The 20,715-nt window shown below is 52.5% G+C and carries 9 protein-coding genes and 1 pseudogene; 7 read left to right on the forward strand and 3 right to left on the reverse strand.

The window, feature by feature from the left end; genetic code table 11:
- Positions 1 to 765: 765 nt before the first annotated feature.
- From BM346_RS14935 to BM346_RS14950, 3 genes and pseudogenes are all read right to left on the reverse strand, one after another.
- Positions 766 to 1,200 (reverse strand): hypothetical protein, encoded by a 435-nt coding sequence (locus tag BM346_RS14935; RefSeq protein WP_092014849.1) that lies wholly within the window; start codon positions 1,198 to 1,200, stop codon positions 766 to 768.
- A gap of 345 nt (positions 1,201 to 1,545) precedes the next feature.
- Positions 1,546 to 2,184, reverse strand: a pseudogene (locus BM346_RS14940) (transposase); the annotation flags it as partial.
- Positions 2,185 to 2,570: 386 nt separating this feature from the next.
- Positions 2,571 to 3,560, reverse strand: coding sequence for an integrase domain-containing protein (locus BM346_RS14950; RefSeq protein ID WP_167812671.1), 990 nt, complete (start codon positions 3,558 to 3,560; stop codon positions 2,571 to 2,573).
- A gap of 1,328 nt (positions 3,561 to 4,888) precedes the next feature.
- Between BM346_RS14950 and BM346_RS14955 the strand changes: the two genes are divergently transcribed.
- From BM346_RS14955 to BM346_RS14985, 7 genes are all read left to right on the forward strand, one after another.
- Entirely contained in the window at positions 4,889 to 5,488 is a 600-nt protein-coding gene (locus tag BM346_RS14955) for a hypothetical protein (protein WP_139229947.1), read from the forward strand.
- Between the two features lie 46 nt (positions 5,489 to 5,534).
- Positions 5,535 to 6,758: a hypothetical protein gene (locus BM346_RS14960; RefSeq protein WP_092014859.1), complete on the forward strand. Its 1,224-nt coding sequence runs from the start codon at positions 5,535 to 5,537 to the stop codon at positions 6,756 to 6,758.
- Positions 6,751 to 8,787 carry a phospholipase D-like domain-containing protein gene (locus BM346_RS14965; RefSeq protein WP_092014861.1) on the forward strand — a complete coding sequence of 679 codons (2,037 nt, stop codon included), beginning with the start codon at positions 6,751 to 6,753 and terminating at the stop codon, positions 8,785 to 8,787. Before BM346_RS14960 ends, BM346_RS14965 begins: the two co-directional genes overlap by 8 nt.
- Entirely contained in the window at positions 8,784 to 12,677 is a 3,894-nt protein-coding gene (locus BM346_RS14970; RefSeq protein WP_092014864.1) for a DEAD/DEAH box helicase, read from the forward strand. Before BM346_RS14965 ends, BM346_RS14970 begins: the two co-directional genes overlap by 4 nt.
- Positions 12,678 to 12,969: 292 nt before the next feature.
- On the forward strand, positions 12,970 to 14,625 hold the full coding sequence (locus BM346_RS14975; protein WP_167812670.1) for a tetratricopeptide repeat protein: 1,656 nt from the start codon (positions 12,970 to 12,972) through the stop codon (positions 14,623 to 14,625).
- Between the two features lie 453 nt (positions 14,626 to 15,078).
- Positions 15,079 to 17,454 carry a DEAD/DEAH box helicase gene (locus BM346_RS14980; RefSeq protein ID WP_227663018.1) on the forward strand — a complete coding sequence of 792 codons (2,376 nt, stop codon included), beginning with the start codon at positions 15,079 to 15,081 and terminating at the stop codon, positions 17,452 to 17,454.
- 182 nt (positions 17,455 to 17,636) lie between these two features.
- Positions 17,637 to 20,708 (forward strand): BPTD_3080 family restriction endonuclease, encoded by a 3,072-nt coding sequence (locus BM346_RS14985; protein ID WP_092014873.1) that lies wholly within the window; start codon positions 17,637 to 17,639, stop codon positions 20,706 to 20,708.
- The last annotated feature ends 7 nt before the right edge of the window (positions 20,709 to 20,715 follow it).

A 20,715-nucleotide genomic window follows, 5' to 3' on the forward strand; every position in this document is an offset into this window, starting at 1 on the left:
GCGAACCACATCCAGGTTTACTATGATGGCGCAATTATCGAGCCCTACTTGAGATTCTCGAACAAGCAACACGAAGTTATTAAAACGGTAATGTATGGGCCTGACGGGAATGGTGATGGTAATTTGGACATTGTGATGGGAACTCAAGTCCAGTTTTCGTTACCCATAGAACTCCTTAGTCGCGGCGTTCCCGAGCAGTGTTCGGAATTTATCCAAACCGAAATATTCCAGGAAGTAGTGCGCCAAGAATATTTCTCTGATAAACGCACAAGAGCATATAAGGTCGACTGCTTTCAGGTCGGAGGGTCTGGCAGAGTACAAGGCGTCGCGTCTAAGGTCTTTCGCAGGTCTGATAAATAAAAACAACAGATCTTAACCACGTCACTCGCTTCCTACGGAATCAGGAGCTTTCCGCGAAATATTATTCAACAACTAAAAGTGCCCTGACTTCCTGTAAATCAAACCTTGTATTGTATAGCCGGCTTCGAGTTTTGGGGCAATAGTTCGTCGGCGGTGTTTTTCTGTGTGGGCAGATGACTCATCGGATCTTTCCTCCCGCTCCGCATGGATCTGCATTCCACATCTGCCGGAACCGTACGCTCGGTATCGGCATCTGGTCATCAACCCGGCTATACGTGGATATTGTTAACTTACCAAAAACGCAAAGCCGGCAGGGCTTTACGCCTCTAACCTGTCCAGTAACCCCCGACCAAGTCGGGGGCTAGCTGCAGTCGGCGATATAAAGAATGGCGGGTTACCTGAAACTTAGTTGCCGACTCGAAACCAAGGGTTGGGATTGTTCCATCCTTCGTCATCTGACTCTGTATGAGGCTCATTAGCTGCAGTATTTGCTGATTCGTCAGCTCCATAATGCGCAGCGTCGTTGGCGACGGGCGACCGATGAATACCGGTACATTCTGCTAAGGCCCTGAGTTCTGTAACTACAAAAGGATCGGTTTGATGTTTGTCATACAAGCGCTCTTGCAGGAGTGTCAATGCAGTGACCTGCTTCGGTTCCAAGTGCAGCTCTTCGCCTTGGCGCTCGGTCTTCACAATAAGACTCAGTGTAACCCGCTCTACTATCGACAAATCGTTATAGATAGCGACCATCCTAGGGTCAGTCATTTGCGATTCAGCGAGCGGAAGAATCCGCGAACCGAGAGCGGAAAGAGCGGTCAGGGTTTCTGTGCTTAAGGTCATGATAAATCTCCGTTGTTTGATGATATCGTCAACAGAGTCGCACATCTCGCGATAGGTGCAAGACCGAAACTTGGCCCTAAAACGTGACATGTAGCACATTTTTTAGTGTTAAGCGGGGAAGCCATTTGAGGCTACCCGAGAATTTAAATTCATTTTAACTTGAAAATTCGGCAGTTATGGTCAGAAGAGGCTGATTCCTGCTGGTAAATGCCCAAGCCTGTCGCGAATCACACGGTACGCGAGTTGAGATAAGCCATCATCTGGTCGAGCCCGTCTCCAGTTGCCATTACGCCGATCGCGGGGATTCCAGGACCCGATTATGTGGGCTCGCCCAATGGCGAAGCGCTTTGCCAGGTGGGCGCGTAGTCGTTCGAACAAGGTGTAGGCGAAGCCCGGCAGGATCAATCGCCACCGGTTGCTCCACCAGTGTGCGCTGGAGGTACGGTCGGCAAACAGGCTCGGTTGCTGATCCTTGATCCGGTTTTCCATATCATCCCGGGCAGGGTATTGCTCGTAGTAAAGCCTGAAGCCGTTATCGTAACGGGAGCTGATGATAAACCCGGGATTGGAACCCAGCTCGCCTTCTTCCAGGCGAGCCAACGCCCAGCGGGGGTATTTCCAGGAGCGGACCTGGTATCGGAAGCGGAAGGTTCCCGCCACCTTTTCTTTCACCTGCCACTGTGTCGTGCGTACCTGCACCATGGGCACGTCCACTTCCTTGAGCAGGCGGCTGTTCTTGCTGATGCCCACAATGTAATCGACGTTGTTCCGGTCACACCAACTCAGGATCTGGTTGCGATAAAAACCACTGTCGCCACGGAACACGATGCGGGTATCCGACCAGTACCGCCGAATGAACCGCACCAGCAGCGCCAGGACGGCCCAGCTGTGGCCCCTACCACTGGGGTTGCCGGTGCGCAGGTAACTGACCCACAGGTGGCGACCACAGAACTCCTAGAGCGGGAAGTAGCAGTGGTGGCCGTACCCGCACGGTCGGACGATCGTTCATCGACGATTTCGTGATTTAGTTTTTGTAACCCGTGAAATCACTCGCCTTCCCCCACGTGTCCGGTCCTGGATCAGACCCAGGTGACCCAACCAATGGCGATCTTTATCCAGTGCTTTGATCATGAGTCGCATGGCTCGGGTGTAATCATCCATTGTTGTCGTTGCATAACCCTCGTTGTCGAACCAGGCCTCCTTCAGGTATGCCACGTGTTTCAACCTGATTTGATTGCAGTATCGAACCTCCGGAAACTGGGCCTCAATAGCATTTGCCATCGTTTGAATGCGATTTACTGTGCGACTTTTAGTCGAATCAGAGGCCTCTTCATGCCACTTAATACGCTTTGTAATATCCCGGATATTCATTAGTAGCCCCCGATGTAAGAGGAAGCCACTTGGGGACGACCATGCCCCAGCAAGCGAGCGACCGTTTCACGGGCGATCCGATCCAGCACCCGATCGCCGATAGGGCCCCGGAGTGGGCTGGGCCCGCGCACGATTTCCTCATACACGTCCTGCGCGAATCCGCTGCGCAATTCACGGAAGGACGGAATCCCGCATTTTTTCAGGATTCTCCTGCAGCGCCCGAGCTCCCGACGGTAAAAGCTGATTGCACTGTCCGTTTCCGACAGCAGGCACTTGGAACCTGCAGGCCGAACGGAGAGAGCGAATTCAAGTGCTTCACGCTGAAACTCACCTGCCTGGATAGTCCGGCTCCGGCACTTCCTACCGCCTTTCGTTCCCTCCAGGATAGCGGCGGACCCTGTTGCGGTTACCTCACGCATCATGCGGTCCAAGTCCTGCAGGTAAGCCTCTTCCGATCGCATTCCCCAGGCGCGTGTTAGCAGGACCACTGCTGCTCCACGCTCATTGCCAGACGCGATCATGCGATCCGTGGCGGTCTTTGTATCCGCGATGTCAGCCTGAATCTGGGTTTTTCGTACATTGGATCTGGCCACGCCCAGCGCTTTCCGAGCGGACAGGTGCAACTTCTCATCTCGACGCATCGCGTACAGGCAGGTGTTGACCGTCGAGATGAGATTGTGTGCGTACGATACCGAAATCGGCTTGTCACGCTTACCATCTGCCCAATCGTAGGCATCATGCAGGCGGTGACGCAGGTAGCTGCCATAAGCCTCCACGAGCTGCAGATCGATATACCGAGCATCCCGGATACCATGTCGCCGGCAGAATTCGACGAAGATTCTGATCCGAACTCCGTGAGTTCGGCGCGTCCCGTAATGCTGGTCCGGCCCGAAGAAGGCACACAATGCCTTCACAAAGGCATACAACAATTGCTTGCCGTAGCCAAAATTGCGCTTCTGGCTGCGCGGTGTTTTCCGTTTCCGTTTCATTGCAAAATTACCTACTTTTGATGGTTTGAGATTAAACGCAGCTGGTGCGAGGCAAACCCTGCGGCTTTTGGGGCAGAGCCTGGTTCCCTCGCTGACACTCCACCCCGTCGCCGCAGTCAGATACCTAACCATGAGGAAACCTCCTCTGATCGATGGGAGTGTCTTTCGTGCCGCTGCAGGCACAGTGTTTGTCCATTGCGAACCGTGGGCAACGAATCAGCAAATGCTGTTCGTTGGGGTAGCGGAGTTGTCACGCGGTCAGCGAGACGATGCAAAAGAGGGGCGCCTGATATGTGGATCAGGCTGAGGGGCGAACAGATCGAATCGAGCATGCCAGTGGTGACGCACCGGGGGAATGATTCCGCTCGAATCTGGTTTTAGTCAGGGTTTTCGACCAGTTCTAGTCCGAGGACCGGCTTGGAGGCATTGGAAATGCTGGGTTCCCAGCTCCAGGTCAGTGCATCTCTCTAACGTTCGGTGTTCGCTTGTAGAGATGAGGCGGCCCCAAAGGGCGGTTGGGTTAGCGAACTTGAAGTCCGCTGCGTTGCTTGCTGCGAGCAGTTTAGATCGGGCTTTGCCCTGAGGGATACCAGTCGAGATTCGACTGGTGAGACGAACGCTGTTTGAATTTAACGAGGCCAGCTACCTCGCCGAGCACTTATCGCCCGGATTGAGCCTCCATTATCAGAACCCAGAATGGCCTTGTCTACTTGGCTAAACACAGAATAACTGCAATAACAGCAATTGAAGGGCCGCTACCGATCGGGGCGCCCCGGCTACGGAGAGAGTCCGGTTCTGGCGACTGTACTCCAAATGCACTCCCAGTGTACTTGAGGGCAGTCATCCGAGATATGTCTGCCAGCCCATCTGCCCGTTGGGTACACTCCAGGTTCACTGGGAGTACACTACTGTGAAACCGCGGCAATTTTTTTCCGCCAACAGTGCCGGTTCAGGGGCTTCAACTATGCGGGATTTCCACGTCCGACCCCCATGTTCGAGCCGGCCGATGATGTCGAGCGACTGTTGTGCTTACTCTGACGATTTGATGTAGTAAATAAGGTTCTCGTGGCCGGTTGCACGGGGGATAGACAGCTTTCGGCCATCTGCCAGTCTCCTACCAGAAACTTGGTAGCTTAGGATGCGAGTTGCACGCGAAGACATTCAGCGTCAGCTTTTTCGGTTTCCTATGTGAACCCTCGACCTTCAGCAGGCTCGTGAACCTGCCGATTCTATGCTGATGAAAGGGCATATTGAACCGCAAGACTGACAAGTTCCCACCAATCCTTGCTTCGCGTAAAGGGATCACAAAGAGTACTGACGGGGACTCCTTGGAAATCCACAATAAATATAGCAGTATTGAAGATTGGTTAAATTCGCAGGCTAACTATTGGTGTCAGGGATCTGGCTCAACATCAGATGGATGGTTCTGGATTTTGGGAGAGGAAATGATTGCGCTGGTGGAATCTTGGATTGATGAGGTCAACGAGGCCCACAAAAACGACCGCCGCCCCTGTTCAGTTTTGCAGAACCGATTTAAAGACTATTTTCGCCCAGAGCTACTCCAGTCATCCTATTTCGTGATCGTGAAGGTTCTTCCCATGCCCAAGATGCCGGAGCTCCGAGAAGCAGGGTTGGGTGACTTTATGGATAACGAGGACCAGCTCGGTGGTATCACCTACAAAGATACCTACTACCTTGTGCCAGATGCAGCCGGAGATGTCGGCATCCACTTTCACGAACTTGTGCACGTGATCCAATGGCGAACGCTCGGCACGCGAAACTTTATACAGCGCTATATGGAAGAAATACAAAGGTTTGGGTACAGCGAAAAGGCCCCGCTTGAGCAGATGGCGTATGGTTTGCAGAAAACGTTCGAAGAGGGAGTCGTGCCCTTTGACGTGGAGAAAAAAGTAGTCGCAACCCTCTGATGGAAACCGGGGTTCCAGAATAATAAACCGATGAATCGGAAACGATATGCCTTTTCTTTCACTCCTTGATGATCGAGCCAAACCCAAAGGTTCACGTGACCCACTGGGCTTCGAGCTGGTATGGACCCATTTCGGCCGAAAAGTGGTTGGTAATCTTACGACCATCACCAGTTCCGTCGAGAACTTCACCGTCGCGCTGCTCGGTTTCTACTGGGCACACCAGATCCATGGGAATGCCGACAAAGACAGCCGCGAGCGGCTAATCAGGGAGACGTTCCTCCGCTACGAGCAACTTGCCGCCTACCTCCGCTATCAGTCTGGCAGCAAAGAAATCATGGGTATCACCCGCGTCCACAAAAATATGACTGCTCCGGCGGAGTCGTTAGCTATAAGCTTGAGGACGCAGATTCTGAGCAATCAGGCAAGCTATGGATTGTGGGGCCTGTACAGTTCCGCCCTGAAAGATTCCGGACTCGCAGAAGGGAGCGATCGAAAGCCGACAGCTGAAGGAATACAGCTTGCTGAAACAATCGCGAGGGATCTGAACTCCAATGAATTCATCCAGCTGTTCAGAGTCGACGGTCAGCTTTCCAGAGATGAATGTGAACGCTTGGCACCTCAATTTTGGCAGGCAATTCGTAAGGAGGTTGTCCGACAAAAGCTCACTCATATACTGCTTCGCGGTCATCAGAATCAGAATGCCTCGGTTCAAGAGGATCTTTTCTCCGCGACGGAGAAACTTGTGAGGGCAGGCAAGCTGACCAATGATTTTCCCCAGAACTTGAATGAAATTCAGAGCGTTGCGTCGCCTGAATTGCAGCGGTATCTCGACGAAATTCAGCGTGTGGAGCGTGTACTAGTCGCTGCAAACAACGTGTTTTATTACCTGCTCAGACAGGATCATCGACCGGTTTCCTCAATCGTGGAACAGCTTGAAAGCCAAGCTTATGACTATGAGCACCTGCCAGAGACATTGCCCCAAGGGATGACACGCAGGAACGCGCTGTGCGAAATCAATGACAACCTGAAAGCCGACAACCATTGGGGAACGGTGAGAGCCGTCATCAAGTTAAACGCGGACGTGATGAAAGCTAGGGGAGGTGCCCCATGGGTGACCTTTGACGGCGGCGACATCCTCAACGTCAAAGTAAAGTCAGAGACGGCTGTTCTCCGGCCCCAAAAGGCTCTCCTGGGTGACTGGGACTACGATTACTTTCTGGGCTCCTATTTTCGCATTGCCAAGGCGAACCTGGAGGGACGTAATGGATAATGCGCAGATATCCCAATACCTGGAAGAACGGCTGGGAGGGCGCCCAGTAAAAGCCGCTGTCTTTACCACCTACACCTTCGATCCCGCATTTTTTGAGCTGGAAGTTGTTCCTCTTCTATTACCAGAAAACAGCTCGTTCTCGATCGATGAGCGGGTGAAACAGTTCCAGGTGCGAGAATCCCTCAGGGAAGCCGAACTGCCGATTGATGTCTTCTACGATCAGAACATTTTCCGAATTCAGGGTGAAAGCTCACCTGGAATGGAATACGGCTGTCACGGCGTTTCTGAAGGAAATCGTGCTTTCCACCCGAAGCTATCGTTTCTGCTTGTCGGTAACGGCGTTGGGGAAAGTGACTCCTTACTGATATCCGCCGGCTCCAATAACCTCACTAAGGCGGGTTGGTGGGATAACGTTGAATGCCAGCACTGGGAGGCGATTGGCCAGCGCGGTGGTGACGGGGAGTTTCTGCGGGTACTGAAACGGGATCTTGAATACCTGCAAGGTAAGCAGATAGTCCAGTCGGGCAATGGTGCTGTTTCTGAAATTCAGAGATTTTTGGCTAACTGCGTAGCGGATCCCGAAGCACCACCAGTCCACTACTTCGGATTATCCAGTACAACGCGGTTTCTGGATTTTCTATCGGCAGAGATCAGCCAGCTTAAAAAGCCCGTTGAACTGGAAATTATCTCGCCATTCTTCGCCGACAACTCCAGGAATAATTTGCATGAGGCATTTCAGGATCTGGGCGTCGGTGATGTGCGCCTATTGTTGCCGCGCGATGACAAGCAAGAAGCGCTCTGTAACCTCGATTATTTAGCTCACATTGATAGTTTGGAGAACGTCTCCTGGTCTGATTGGGTGAAAACAACATCAGACCCATTGGGAGTAGGGAAAGAGCCTCACCGGGAGCTGCACGCCAAGATTTTCAATTTTATTGGCGCTGATCGGGCTCTAACCTTTGTTGGGTCAGTAAATTTCACTTACAAAGCGCTCAATGAGAATGTCGAAGCCGGGTTTCTGGTAGCTACGGATACCGAGTCGCTTTTGGAAGTCATCTCTGACGATCTGCCGGACGTTAGCCAAAGATCCCTAGACCCGGCACCTGGTGAGCAGCATCAGGAAGCCGAGGGTGTCATGCCTCAGATCTCCCTCACCTTTGATTGGCTGACTAAAACGCTGAGCGGAGCAGTGGACTCTGAAAGCTCGATAGAAATTGATCTTATCGGCGCAGATGGGGCAGGCAATGCGGCAGTGATCGGCTGGTGTCTCAGCAACGTTTTGAGCGATTACACAGGCAACACTGAAGCGTTGGAGAAAGCGCTAGCCAATGGCTCATTGATCCTCGTGTCTGGACGAGTTTGTGATTCCGATGAATTAATCGCCCCGCACCGTGTTTTACTTCAGCAAACGCACTGGTCGCATAAACCGCAACCTGAGCTCGCGACACTGTCTCCTCAACAGATTCTGGCGATCTATGCCGGAATGTCTCCGGAACGCCGTCAGCTGCTACTGACGGACGCACGGGTTAAACGGCTTTTTGAACTGGGCGAGCGAGGGGAAACCAGCCTGATCGAGGAGGCACCTCTGGAGAATGAGTTCTTCTCCGAATATGCCGAGTTGTTCCACGCATTTCGCATGTTGCGACGTGACCTCAGCAATGAGCAATCCACACCGAAGAAGCAGGATTACTACCTCACAGGTACCGGAGTCGATAGCCTGCCAACATTAGTTGGGCGAGCCGCAGCCATATTCGAATCGGCTCCGGAGGATAAACAGCCTCTGCATCCGGTCAGTGCTTACCTTTTATTGCTCAGTGCCAAGGAGGTCTATCGATCGGACGAATTTACGGATAGGCCTTATGTCTCACAACAGCTTGAGCTTGTGGAATCCCTTCTTCAGCAGATACGTGAGAGTAAGCTCATCAAGCTCTCCAGTGAGCGAGAAGCCGACCGAGAACAGTTCTTCGAGTGGTTTGAGACTCAATTCCTCGAACAGTACCGGACTGAAGAAGCGGAGGCAGGGGCGTGAGTCAATATCCTATCCTCGATCTGGACGTTGCACGCCATATTCTTGATTTCAGTGGTGGCAGGGATGAGCTCAAATCGCTCGGCGAGGTCCAGCTCCGTGGCGCGGTTGCTCTCTACAACATGATCAACACCGAGAATATCGGGTTAGGTTATCTCGCGGATGAAGTCGGAATGGGAAAAACTTACATAGCGCTCGGAGTTGTTGCGCTGATGCGGTATTTCAACCCGGCTCTGCGGGTTCTCTATATCTGCCCGAGTGCTAATGTTCAGGACAAATGGCTGCGGGAACATGCCAGCTTTATCGACAGGAATGTCTGTACTGCTAGCTACCGAGTGCGTACTCCGGAGGGCAAGCCGGCTGCCCCTGTGGCCAAATGCGATAGCCTGGAAGACCTTATCCGCACAGCAGCCTCGGGCTTCTATGCTGACTTTTTCGTTCGCAATGGGAGTTTCAGTTTTGGGCTTCAAAAAGCAGATGGAGATGATGGGCAGAGAGCGATCGAAAGCTGGAAGAAACAACGTGAAAAGCTACAAGGATTGGTTCCCGCGTTTGCGGTACCTGGTGGACCCCCAACGCATCAAGGGGTAAAAGACGAGTTCGCAAGAGCCTTGAACTACCTATTGCCCACATTTGACCTCGTAGTGATCGATGAAGCGCATAACTTTAAGCATGACGCGGATAGCAGTGACCGAAACCGCGTACTTTCGCAGGTCTTGGGGTTCTATCAAGGCGAAAGCGCGGAGGACAGACCTTTTCAGCGTCGCGTACGCAATGCCTTGCTGCTCTCTGCCACGCCTTACGATCGCAATCTGGAACAGCTACGTAACCAGCTCGCTCTGGTAGGGAAGGACGGCCTACTGAGGAACGCCCAGTCTGTAACGGCCAAAGCAGAGATTGCCCGGTTCATGGTGCGTCGACTCAACCGGTTAAAGATAGGTGACCGGGAATACACCCGTAATATGTACCGTGCGGAGTGGCGCGATGGTCCAAAGGCCGCGATTGAACTGGAGACGGATGAGCAGAAGCTGGTAACCGCTCTGGTTCAGAAGAAAGTTGGCGATGCACTTGGTCACAAGCATGGCTCGCCATCATTTCAGATGGGCATGCTCGCATCCTTCGAGAGCTATGGTGAAACCACTCGCTCCCCCCGGGTGGAGTTCGATAGTGAAGATCCCGATGACAGAGGACGCGATGCGCAGGACCGGAACGTGGTTGGCGCTATTGTCGACAGCTATGTAAATGCAAACCTCGGGCGGTCACTGCCACACCCTAAAATGGACACCGTTGCAAAGCAGTTGGCCAATGCGGTGTTCCAGGAGAACCGCAAGCAATTGGTGTTTGTGCGCCGGGTGAAAAGCGTCAAAGAACTCAAGCAGAAACTCGATGAATGCTATGACGATTGGCTGATCAATTACCTGAATTTCCGCCTGCAAGATCGCCCGAAAGCACTGAGCTCTATGCAAGGCGTGATCAGCGAATACCGTGAAATTAGCCGATTCAGGGACGAGCGCATAGATGAAGGCCTCGCGAAGGAGGGCAGCACTGGAGAGGCCGAACTTCGGCAGCCACCCAAGAACGACAACCTCTTCAACTGGTTCTTCCGAGGCGATGCGCCAAAGCCTCAAAAACAAGCGGACTGGAGGGATCTGCTAACGCCGGATCAGGTGAAGCAGAGTCTTTCCTTACCCAAGCGTCTTGCCAGCCCGCTATTGGACATCAATTGGGCTCAGCTCATCTGCCTTTATAGCGGTGCGGATCAACGCCAAATTGTCGAGCAATGTTTGGCCGCTGCAACCGAAACGTCCCTTGCTGATCTTGGAAAGGTTCAGGCGCAGGAGTACCTCCGGAAATTCAGGCTGTCGCAACTGTTTTTCCTCGATGCCTGGGTCAATCAACTCGGGCACAGCGCCTTTGCGCCACTTCGAGATCACCTTCGAGCTTCCGTCAGTCATCAGAAACCAGAGGATGATGGCGCTTCACTTACTCCTCAGGACGTTCGAGAGCAACTCGGCATACCAACATTGTTCTCTGAGCTAGAAGCCAGCGATGAGCTGAGGGGGCAAATCCAGCCAAGTTTAGGAAAGCTGCTTCGTCGGCTGACTGAAACGGCAGTTTCCACAAACCCTGAGGACATCCTGGCGCTTCTGAGGACCGTCGATATACACACAGCACTTATATCGACGGTGCTCCGCACGGGCCACGGCATGATTGATCTGTACGTGTCGCGTCTGAGGCAGGGAGAGGGAGATCTCAGTAGCAGCGTCCTCACTGGCTGGGTTAAAGATTTCGTCACGGAGCTGGCTCGACAGTCTCAAGTACCCGGGTTTTCCACCTATCGCGAGCTAAAGGGGCTGGCGGATGAGCTGCCTGCAATATTGAAAGCCAACCTTCCAGGCATTTTCGACCTGGGTGCCAACGAATATCGCCGCTACCTGAGCAATCAGCTTAACCCGATCGCTCCGATCATCGGTGCCACCGGCGAGACCAATGCGCCGGGACAGCGCTCAGCCCAGGCCCGCAAGTTTCGTATGCCAGGGTATCCATTGGTACTTGTGAGCACGAACGTGTTTCAGGAAGGGGAAGACCTGCACCTGTTCTGTGACAGCGTTGTCCACTACGGCGTATCAGGCTCGCCAGTGAGCATCGAGCAGAAGAACGGCCGGGTTGACCGTGTTGGCTCACTGGCACAGCGGCGGCTCACTCGTGAAGGCTTCAGTGATCCGGAAGAGGATGACTTAATACAGGTCAGTTTCCCTCATGTGAAGGAGAGCATTGAGCGCGCTCAGATTCGTCGACTCTCGGAAAGCATCAATCGTTACATGGCCTCGCTCCATGAGATCGGAAACACCGTCGCTTCAGACAGGGAGGAGATTGCCGAATCCGAAATCGCCGATCGCACCCGAATAGAGCCCCAGATAAGAGATTTCCTGGAAAGTCCTTTTGATCCGGCAGATCCGAGATTGGATCTGGAACACCTGAGTTTTCTCAAGCAGCAGATCAGGGAGACTCAAGAGCAAGTGCAGGCGAACGTCGATCAGGCGAAGCAACTGATTGCCTCAGCGCTCGGTGTAGGTGCGTGCGGTCGCTGGCCATTGAGCGTTAACCTGAAGGTCAGCGACCTGGTCGGGCAGGTATCGAATATGGCGAAAGTCCGGCTGACGACAGCCAGGGCATCTGGAGAAATCCTTGCCCGAGTCGTGGTCGATCACCAGGATGGTCGTGGAACCCAAGTCCAGATAGATTCCCATGCTGAACTGGCTACGTTGATGCACCAACAGTCCTGGACCACGCTCCATAGAACCTTTGCCTACCAAACTGCCAGGAGCGTTTGGCGATTGGCATACGATGCTGAAATGCTGGTGGGGGATGAAATCGTAACGGTCGAGATGGATATGAAGGCGCTACTGGATCGGTTTCATGAAAGGCACGACCCGAAGCAATACCGACCGCCAGGCTCTGTCGTTTCTCAACATCTCGAACGACTTCGGCAAGACCAAGAAATTCAAGTCGGTCAACAGACCCTTGAGGTGGATGTGGTCGATTCCGGGAACACGATCGGGCTCCGGTTTTGGTTCAAAGAGGGCGAATTACAGCGCTCCCAGACCGTCCTCCTGTCGGAGTGCGACGGGCAGTGTGTTTTCATAAGTCCAGCAGTGCCCTCGGACGTTGTGAGTGCACTGGCTGTTGAGAAAATTGTAGAGCTGACCTGGGAGCGGAATCGTTCTACCGACGTGGTCGAGTTCATGCTGAATGACCGCCAAGAGATTGTTGGCCGCTGCGTGCATCCGGTTGATAGCCTGCACTGGCGGGAGTTTGTCTACTGTGCTCATGTGCTGGCGGTGGAGAGTGACCGGCTGGAATACCTGGTCTGCGAGGAGGATCAGTTTTGATTCGAAATGCTTCAGGGTTAGGTGGTGAAACACATGCGAGCGCATTGACTTGCGACATTGAATGTCGCTCCCCGCTGTATTCTAGTGGTGTGAGCCCGTTAAACTGATCTGAAAGCCTTTTCAATGCTTGGAAAAGTCCGCTGAATCAATCAGTATTGAGGCTACAACAACAAGGTCGCAGGCTATGCTTTTGCATCAAATTCTGTGACCAATAATCGGTTACTCCGGAATATCGGCAATGTTCAGTTGTCTGCCGAGTAGAGAGTCGCTAGCAGTAGAGGGAGTTGTTTTGGTGTTAGGGAACAACAAACAAAGTGATATCGGTCGAAAGTCGACCGAAACGACGACATCCTTACTGACTCAAGTCAACCAGCTTGTTACCCAGGGGTTACGTCAGGCGGCCATCGAACTCCTTGAGGAAGCGATCTCCGACTCCCCGGATAATACGTCTTTTCTCAGCGCACTGGGTCGGGTTTATCTCCTTGACCGCCAGCCGGAGAAAGCGGTTGTCTACTTGCGACGATCTCTCGCCAAAACTAACTCCAACCCGAATCCCGTTTCCCAAGACGATTACTCACCGGAAGCCTTCAGCGATGCAGACGCAGATTATATTGAAGAGTTAGCTGAAGAATCGTCAAACGATGAGTTTTCTCCTTTAGAGGAAGTCCGCGCTGAGACTGTAGAGGACAAGGCCCCGAATCGGGATAGATCGGGCACACTCCACTTGAAGCGACAGCCCGAGAAACGAGACACGCCCGAAACACCTGATGATTCCGAACCTCAAGTTACGATCATCAGAAGGGGGCGCGCGAAGAGAAATGATCCCGTTCCCGTTGATATCCCCCATGCGGCTGACGAAGCCGAGCTCGATGAGACTGGTAGAGCTGATTTGGAAGCCGGTACGCCGGATTCAGCCGTCCCCGAGGCAATTAAACCCCGGTCAGAGGCATCGGATGAGGCATCATCAGATGAGATCTTTGCTGCAAAACAGACGGAAACGCCAGATCATTCCGAGGCTCAATTGGGCCTCTCCTTCGAAAGCGATGATGGGTCGGAAAGCCCCGAAGATAGCCTTGATTTGCCAGATGACGAAAGCAACGTTCTCGACATCGTCGATGTTGAAGACGATTTTGACGATGATCTTGATGAAGTTGATTCTATTGCTGAGGCAGTAGAAGACTACCCACTGGATGAATTTGAGTCTGAGGATTTTGGCTGGGAAGACCTCGACGATTTCGATGAAGAAGCGAGTCGTGAAAACGCAGATGAAGACCTCACGCTTGTAGGTATCCCCAGAGAGCAAAGAGCTCGACAGGCTGCCGTAGATGTTCTTGAACGAGTGGGATGGGATCGGGAATACCTTCCCCTACTTGAATCAATCTTCGTGGAAAGCGGGTGGGGTGCAGCTCGTATTGCGATTGAAAATCAGATCGAAAGGGGCGCTGTGCCGGAGCAGATTGTTTTGGCACGGCAAGTTCGCTCAATCTGGTTTAGCAACGAGCACCTCTGGACTACCTTCCGAATGAGATCTAACTCGCCATTTATGCAGGCTCAGGCTGTTTATAAGAATTTTAGCTGGGCTGATGCGTTGAGGCTCATCGGATGCTTCACATCCATCCCGGATGAATCCGAAGTCGAAGCCTTCATCGAGGAGGTCTACGAAGAATGGTATTCCAGTAACCGGTTGCGGCTCCATTTCAATGCCTTCTATAAATATCTTCGGTATCGAATTGGTCTGAACAAACGGACTCTGTCGGACCACCTCGCGTTCGTTTTTTCGTTGCCGGTTGGGGCGGAAAGGGGGATGGATGATCCAGAGCTTGGGAACGAAAATTCAGATATGAGAAATGAACTCAGTGCGCTAGGCGTTGAGCTCAGATTCAGGCCGACACGGATTGTTTACGATCGTTTAGATCACCTTGTTCAGGGTTTGTTTGAGGGTGGATGAGTGACTAGTAGGACCAAAGGTTTGCGGCCTATAAAACATTGCTGGGTTAAGAAGCTTTCTTTCTCAGGCGAAGAAATCTACGGGAGAGTCGCTGACTCTGTCGAGCGAGGTGAGAAGGTCAGGGTTACGGTTAAATGGATCAAATCCGGCGAAACTTCTGTTGAATCTATAGATGACCTCCGGTGCGGACTCAAACCTCAAATGGAAGTACAGGATGTGCCCCACTCCCGTGTAAGAGTTTCCTTAGGTGAGGGCGTTATAGAGCGAGTACGAACGATCGGTGGTAGAGACCAAGCACTAGTCGACTTTCTACAGCCGGGCCGCCAGGTTTGGCTGCCATACGAAAACCTCCGGCAGATAAAAGGCGCGAGACATCGATTCATTGTTGGCGACACAGGACCGGAGGACAGCGCGGAGCGTTTCAGATTTAAATCGTTGGCACATGCCCTGGAAATGTGGAATGAAAACACCGGGTCCCTTTCGCACCTGGAGATTGATCCACTACCTCATCAGATTCATCTAGTTCACCATATTCTCGCATCCGGTCACCTGAACTGGCTGATAGCCGATGATGTTGGTCTCGGTAAAACAATCGAGACCGGCATGCTTCTGGCAGCCCTCAAGCAAAGAGGGCATCTGCGGCGAGTGCTTCTGGTCACCCCTGCTGGACTGACCAAGCAGTGGCAGGAAGAACTCAACTACAAATTCAAAATGGGGGAATTCCAGATCTACGGTGAGGACTTCATGATTAATGAACCTCGTCACTGGAAGATGTTTGATTTTGTCATCGCCTCCATCGACCGACTTAAGAGTCCTGAGAACCTTGAACAGGTCCAGCAGGCTGGCAAGTGGGACATCGTAATTTTCGACGAAGCTCACAGGCTGAGCCGGCGACAGTATGGAATGAAGCTGGACGCATCTCAACGGTTCCAGCTCGCGGCAAACCTTCGTCGCAACACGGATGCCTTGATACTACTGAGTGCTACACCCCACCAAGGCATGCAAGACAAGTTTCAGGCACTTCTTGAGCTGCTGCATCCAGAGCGCAAAGAAGAAATCACCACCCTGGCGCTAAACCCTGAAATCATCGGAGACATGGTCTTTCGCAACAACAAGGCCGACGTTACGGATGCAGAAGGCAACTTTCTCTTCAAAGGCAAAACCACTCGGTCGTTACCTGTGCATGTGTCTAAAGAAGCGAAAGAGTTTGATAAAAGGCTCCAAGACTACCTTAAGAAAGGCTATGCAGCCGGTGCAGCTCTGGGTTTCAAGGGTAATGCCATTGGCTTCGTAATGACCGTGTACCGTAAGCTGGCGGCTTCGAGCGTCGTAGCCATTCATCAGGCCCTGATCAATCGAAAGGCACGGCTTGAAGGTGAGATGCTTGGGGGCATCAAATTCGATGAGATTGAAAGCCAGGACCAGCGCTTTTTCGGTGAGTGGGAAGAGCAGCTTTACACGGACGCTAAAGAGTTTTTCGAGGGAGAGCTGGAGCTTCTTGACGAACTCATCGCTGAAGCAGACGGGCTGCGTGGTGATGACAGAAAGCTGACAGGCTTTATCGATCAACTGATTTCCGAAATCCTGGGCAGCAATCCAAACGAGAAGGTTCTAATTTTTACCGAGTACCGGACTACCCAAGCCTATATCCGTGACGCGCTGGAGACCCGGTTTGGTGAGGGCAGTGTAGAGCTGATCAACGGCTCAATGCCCCATACCCAGCGGCGCGATGCGATAGCCCGTTTTGAGGATACTGCTAATTTTCTTATCTCAACAGAGGCAGGCGGCGAGGGTATTAACCTCCAGCGGAAGTGTCACATAATGGTGAACTTTGACCTACCCTGGAACCCGATGCGCTTGGTTCAGCGCATTGGTCGCTTGTACCGGTATGGCCAAAAAAAGCGAGTTGTGGTTTTCAACCTTCATTCCCCAGACACCGCTGATGAGCAGGTCATGGATCTCATGTACACCCGCATCGACCAGGTAGTAGACGATCTGGCTGGGGTGAGTACCGAATACAACGAGCAGCTTCGCGACGACATTCTTGGCGAGCTGGCGGATCTGCTAGACGTTAATCAGATTCTTGAGCAAGCTACCGTTGAGGGGGTCACTCGGACTCAGGAGCGAATTTCCGAGGCGCTGGAAAGGGCAAAAGCGGCAACTGAGAAGCAACGGGAGCTTTTTGAGCACGCTGCAGGCTTTGACCCGAACGAAACCGGCAGCAGCTTAAGGATTGACCACCAACACGGCGTTGCGTTTGTAGTGGGCATGTTCAGAATGCTCAGCATCGAGGTTGTGGAGACAACGTACGAGGGACGGCTTTTTCATATTCGGCTCCCGGAAGCGGTTCAACATGAACTGGGCGTAGAGCGAAGCCGCTATGAAGTCACTCTGGATCGCGACCTGGTGGTCAACCGCCCAAACACCCACATGCTGGATCTGGATTCCTTTTTGATGCAGTACCTGCTCAGAAAGGCAAAGAGTTATGACTTTATGGGTCTGAGTGCGGTGATTGAAAATCACTCACTAAAGGGCGGAGCGCTGTTAACCAGTCTCCTCAGGTGGCAGAACGACCAGGGAAACAGGATGCGGCAGGAATACACCGCGTACTGGGTCAAGCCCAACGGAGACGTGCAAACCAATCCAGATGCATTTGCTGAGTGGTTAAAAACAAACGGCGTGACCGGAACGCTCACGCCCATCAGGGAAAAAAATCAGGCCTTGTTCAAGCAGGCTGAATTAGCCGCAGATAAGAGATTGCAGACTGTGAGCAATATTCACCTGCATCCCGAGAACAATCAGTGGATTTCAGGGGCTTGGCTCGCATGAAAATATAACTCGCATTTAAGACGATACAGTTTCCAAGGCATTCTTTGGTTTTCACCGGAGGTAATGTCAAACAGGATGTTGAAGGTTGTCTGGATAGACAGCGGTGCGCTCAATGGACGAGCTGGTTACGTAACTCTAACGCTGAGATACAGCTGAATAAATATCAATATTAAGAGCCACGTATGTCTAATCCATTTTTTGATCATCCGATTCTTAATTCGCCTTATGGCTACCCAGGGCGCCATTGGGAGCTGGATGAAACAGGACAACCGACGCAAAAGATATTGGAAAATCGCAGGCGTGCCGAGTTCATCACGCCGATTCCCAAGCCGAAAAAACGCAAGGGAGCGGGTGTACAGTCAGACCTGCTCTTTGACGAAGGTGTGGGCCTCACAACTGAGGAGCAGCAATACGACCATACAGCGGTTATAAATGCTGTTCGAGACGAAGTTGATAAATGGCGGCAGATTCCAAATCCCAACGACTGGCGGGTCACACCAGAAACAGCTCGTCTACTGCAGCACTGGCGTCACCACGATTTTTCGGGTATTCGACCATTCTTTTGCCAGGTAGAGGCGGTAGAAACTGCCATCTGGCTAACGGAAGTAGCCCCTCAAATTGGCAAAAATGGCCAACGCTTCCTTGAGCACCTTGATAATGCAAACAACGCGGCTAATCCGGAGCTGATGCGGCTGGCTCTGAAGCTAGCCACCGGGGCAGGTAAAACGACTGTCATGGCCATGTTAATCGCTTGGCAGACGGTCAATGCTGTTCGACGGCCCAACAGCAAGAAATTTACGCGTGGTTTCCTATTGGTAGCTCCCGGCATTACTATCCGAGACCGACTTCGCGTGTTAATGCCGAACGATCCAGACAGCTACTATAAAAGCCGTGAGCTGGTTCCGAATGACATGATGGAGGACCTGAACAAGGCCAAGATCGTCATCAGCAACTACCACGCATTCAAATTACGTGAGCGAATTGAACTCTCCAAGGGCGGCCGTATGCTGCTGCAGGGGCGCGAAGGCGATCCTCTGAATACCCTCGAAACCGAAGGCCAAATGCTACAGCGGGTTATGCCCGAACTGATGGGCCTGAAAAACATTCTCGTCATTAACGATGAAGCACACCACTGCTACCGTGAAAAACCAAACAGCGATGAAGATGATCTGAAAGGGGACGAGAAGAAAGAAGCGGAGAAGAACAAAGAGGCTGCGCGGTTGTGGATATCGGGCTTGGAGGCGGTTAATCGTAAGATTGGCATCAACCGTGTGTTTGATCTGTCCGCGACCCCGTTTTTCCTAAGTGGTTCCGGGTACGCGGAGGGTACTCTGTTCCCATGGACCATGAGCGATTTTTCCCTCATGGACGCCATTGAGTGCGGCATCGTGAAGTTGCCACGGGTTCCTGTAGCCGAGAACATCCCGGGCAATGAAATGCCCATGTTCCGAGAGCTCTGGAAGCATATTGGCAAGAAAATGCCCAAAAAAGGCCGAGGGAAAGGCAAGGAACTGGATCCTCTAAGCATTCCTGTAGAGCTACAAACGGCACTACAGGCCCTCTATGGCCACTACGAGCAAACCTTTCAGTTGTGGAAGGATTCAGGCATCAAGGTGCCACCTTGCTTCATTGTTGTCTGCAACAATACCGCTACCTCGAAGCTGGTTTATGACTATATTTCGGGCTTTACCCGGGAGAACGAGGACGGCTCCTCGAATCTTGAGAATGGTCGCCTGGAGTTGTTCCGCAACTACGACCATAACGGGATGCCTCTGGCTCGGCCCAACACACTGCTAATCGACAGCGAACAACTGGAATCTGGCGAAGCACTGGATAAAAATTTCCGTGAATTAGCCAGTGATGAGATTGATCGGTTCAAACGAGAGGCGCTGGAACGCGGCGGCGATCTGGCCAACCAGATACGGGCAGGGAAAGACATTGAAGACGCAACGCTGCTCCGTGAGGTAATGAACACTGTCGGCAAGTCAGGACAGTTGGGCGAGTCCGTTCGTTGTGTGGTCTCGGTCTCCATGCTCACTGAAGGCTGGGATGCCAATAACGTCACCCATGTGCTCGGTGTGCGCGCGTTTGGCACTCAATTGCTTTGTGAACAGGTGATTGGCCGCGCGCTCCGTCGTCAGTCGTACGACCTCAATGAAGATGGATTTTTCAATACCGAGTATGCAGATGTGCTTGGCATTCCCTTTGATTTCACGGCGAAACCAGTTATTGCACCTCCGCAGCCGCCTCGGGAGACGATACAGGTAAAAGCAGTCCTCCCGGAGCGAGAAACCCTTGAACTCCCATTCCCGCGAGTTGCCGGTTATCGTGTAGAGCTCCCTGAAGAGCGACTAACGGCGAAGTTCACTGACGATTCCGTTTTCGAACTTACTCCTGCGATGACTGGTCCCTCGCATACCGTCAATTCGGGAATCATCGGAGAGGCGGTAGACCTAAGCCTGGAGCACATCAAAGACATGCGACGCTCCACGCTTCTTTTCCATTTGACGCAGAGATTGCTCTATACCAAGTGGCGCGACCCTGGAGAGGAGCCCAAGCTCCATCTCTTTGGGCAGCTCAAGCGGATCACTAAAGAGTGGCTGGATAAATGTCTCGTCTGCAAAGGTGATACCTATCCCGGGCTCCTTATGTATCAGGCTCTGGCCGATGTTGCCTGTGATCGCATTACCGCCGCAATCACTCAGGCAGAGGCGGGCAAAAGGCCGATCAAAGCGGTACTGGACCCATACAACCCCACCGGATCTACGGTTCACGTGAACTTTACTACGTCCAAGACTGAACGATACGAAACGGACAGCCGACGCTGCCAGCTTAACTGGGTGATACTCGACAGTGATTGGGAGGCAGAGTTCTGCCGTGTCGTTGAGGCGCATCCCAAAGTCCTTAGCTACGTCAAGAATCACAACCTGGGCCTGGAGGTGCCGTATCGCTATGCGTCGGAAAACCGGAAATACCGTCCAGATTTCATCGTCCAGATCGATGATGGCAAAGGGGAAAACGACCCTTTAAACCTGATTGTTGAGATAAAAGGCTATCGCGGCGAAGACGCGAAAGAGAAAAAATCGACGATGGACGCCTACTGGGTGCCCGGCGTTAATAATCTGGAAACCTATGGCCGTTGGGCTTTCGCAGAGTTCACCGACGTGTTCCAGATGCAGCACGATTTTGCCGATAAGGTTGAAAGCGAATTTAACAAGATGATCGACAGAGTCACCGCGGAGCCGGTGGCGTAAGGACTTT

Origin of the sequence: Marinobacter daqiaonensis (genome assembly GCF_900115285.1) — a bacterium.
Lineage (GTDB): Bacteria > Pseudomonadota > Gammaproteobacteria > Pseudomonadales > Oleiphilaceae > Marinobacter > Marinobacter daqiaonensis.

Coding starts and splice junctions, on each gene's coding strand:
- BM346_RS14985 (WP_092014873.1), top strand. CDS start 17,637: ATGTCTAATCCATTTTTTGATCATCCGATTCTTAATTCGCCTTATGGC.
- BM346_RS14965 (WP_092014861.1), top strand. CDS start 6,751: ATGGATAATGCGCAGATATCCCAATACCTGGAAGAACGGCTGGGAGGG.
- BM346_RS14950 (WP_167812671.1), bottom strand. CDS start 3,560: ATGAAACGGAAACGGAAAACACCGCGCAGCCAGAAGCGCAATTTTGGC.
- BM346_RS14960 (WP_092014859.1), top strand. CDS start 5,535: ATGCCTTTTCTTTCACTCCTTGATGATCGAGCCAAACCCAAAGGTTCA.
- BM346_RS14935 (WP_092014849.1), bottom strand. CDS start 1,200: ATGACCTTAAGCACAGAAACCCTGACCGCTCTTTCCGCTCTCGGTTCG.
- BM346_RS14980 (WP_227663018.1), top strand. CDS start 15,079: ATGTGGAATGAAAACACCGGGTCCCTTTCGCACCTGGAGATTGATCCA.